The following is a 690-nucleotide window of genomic DNA, read 5'->3' as shown; positions in this document are numbered from 1 at the left end:
CAAGCTGTGAAACGCCCTGCCCTATGCTGTTATCGACGCGCGTGTCGGGAATGCCGCCAATATCAATAGAACGGCGAGCTTCAATTGTCTGAATAACCGGCATTCGTTATCCTGCCCTGCGCAAGCCATACCAAGGGTCATTGCTGGTCCCGGCATTGACATATGGGTTTGTAATCATTGTGCGCTGCGCGCTCGCGGTATTCATGCCGGACAGGGTGTTTACTCCGGTGGACAAGGCGCCGAGAAAACCGCCGGTCATGGCGCTGCTGGCGTTTGAACGCGCAAGCCCCGCCTGAAAGCGGTAATTGTCGCTCTGGACTTGCGCGCCATACCGAATAGCCTGCTCGTCAAGGCTTGCCTGTGTGGCGCTGTCCTGAAGGGTATCAACCGCCGATCCAGAGAGAGCGATGCCGCTGGAAAGATACTGGCCCCGCATGGATGCAAGCTGACGGTCGTTCTGTCTGGCCTGCTGCGAAGCGTCATAAGCCCCTTTCTGGGAAGCCATTTCCGCCTGTCTGTCAGCGTAAGCAGACTGCGCGCGATAGGATGCCGATTGTGCACTCGCGCTATATAATTGCCCCGCAGCGGAGGTTACGCCGCCAATAACGGCAAGCGAAACAGGATCGATGCACATTAAGGTGTACTCTCCAGTTGCATGACAAGTGAACGGATAAGGAGCGGCAACGGCTC

1 protein-coding gene is annotated in these 690 nt (G+C 57.0%); it reads right to left on the bottom strand.

What is annotated here, in order from left to right; all coding sequences use genetic code 11:
- Positions 1–106 precede the first annotated feature (106 nt).
- Positions 107–690, bottom strand: a 584-nt coding sequence (locus RCF13_RS00060) for a hypothetical protein (RefSeq protein WP_308140652.1), incomplete at its 5' end; no start/stop codon positions are given.

The sequence above is a fragment of the Stenotrophomonas maltophilia group sp. RNC7 genome (assembly GCF_030910085.1).
Taxonomy (GTDB): Bacteria; Pseudomonadota; Gammaproteobacteria; order Xanthomonadales; family Xanthomonadaceae; genus Stenotrophomonas; species Stenotrophomonas sepilia.
The sequence above is the reverse complement of the archived record's forward strand: the minus strand, read 5'-3'. Positions and strand labels throughout refer to the sequence as shown.